The following is a 1,108-nucleotide window of genomic DNA, read 5'->3' as shown; positions in this document are numbered from 1 at the left end:
ATTTGTGTATGATTAGTGGCGTGTTTAAGCAACTAATTTAGCAAATAAAAAACGAATAAAAAATCCGCGATGATTTTTGTAAGTAGGCGAGAACCAGCCATTAATTATAAACGGTGTTGCCATTAGTTATTTTTGCACTCTTTTCAATTTCAGAACATAAAATTGCACTATGTCATCTGTATTCCAAATCATAGAATCTCTTTCGTGAGAAACCACCATAAATGAAGAATATAACTTTTTATCTAAATAAAAACTCAATATGCCTTTGTCATTGTCAAATTGCCATTTCCATTTTCCTAAATGTACTGTTTCTGTCCAATTTTCAATATTTGTGTCCGTAATTTTAAGCTTTCCATTTCTTTTAAACTCCAAATTCGTATAATCTTTATTCTCGTTTTGTTCGATTTTTATTCGGTTTTTGCTCAATTTTACAAAATCTTCTTTTCTATTCAGAATTTTGTAAATAGTAATTGAATCGGCTTTGAAAAAGTTTATGTTTTCATTATTTGTAAACCATTCTGTTTTTTTAAATTTTAAACTTTTAATTTCTTTTACAAAATCTTTTAGAGCTATTTGATTTTCCTTTTTTGAGTATTCTCCGTAAGCTATTTGTTTTTCAAAGTCTACAGCTAAATAGTCGGTAAAGCAACTGAAAAAGTCATAATTGCCTTTTACTCCAATATCCGAAGTTTCGGTTATTTTCGAAGGTGCAATTAAATAATAATTTCCGATTTTAAAGTTCGCAATATATGGTCGGCATAACATTCCGTTATCTCCCCAAATTTTTATCGTTTTTCGTTTTTCTGAACCAATATATTTAACAATAACTTCTACTGTCATTGAAAAAGGCATTTTTCCTTCATAATCGTAAATCTCTTTGTCAAGAAAATCCGAATATTCAATTACTTTTACTAAAGCTACAAATTCAGAACCTTTTGAAATTTGGCTGAATGAACAATCTCCATCACATTCGCAGCTGCAAGCAAAAGATTTGATTGAAATCAGAAGTATAAAAAGGAAGACGAATGTTTTTTTCATAATTAATGGCAACGGTTTTGTGTATGATTAGTTGCGTGATTAAGCACGGAATTTAGCAAATAAAAACCGA

At 29.2% G+C, this 1,108-nt stretch carries 1 protein-coding gene; it reads right to left on the bottom strand.

Annotated features, from left to right (window positions below):
- Positions 1 to 126: 126 nt before the first annotated feature.
- Positions 127 to 1,038 carry a hypothetical protein gene (locus PGOND44_RS15780; RefSeq protein WP_003446973.1) on the bottom strand — a complete coding sequence of 304 codons (912 nt, stop codon included), beginning with the start codon at positions 1,036 to 1,038 and terminating at the stop codon, positions 127 to 129.
- Positions 1,039 to 1,108 lie beyond the last annotated feature (70 nt).

It is taken from the genome of Psychroflexus gondwanensis ACAM 44, assembly GCF_000355905.1.
Taxonomy (GTDB): Bacteria; Bacteroidota; Bacteroidia; order Flavobacteriales; family Flavobacteriaceae; genus Psychroflexus; species Psychroflexus gondwanensis.
Note: the sequence above shows the minus strand (reverse complement) of the source record. Positions and strands in the feature narration are given on the sequence as shown.

Excerpts from the sequence above, each read along its gene's own strand:
- PGOND44_RS15780 (WP_003446973.1), bottom strand. The coding sequence starts at position 1,038 with ATGAAAAAAACATTCGTCTTCCTTTTTATACTTCTGATTTCAATCAAA.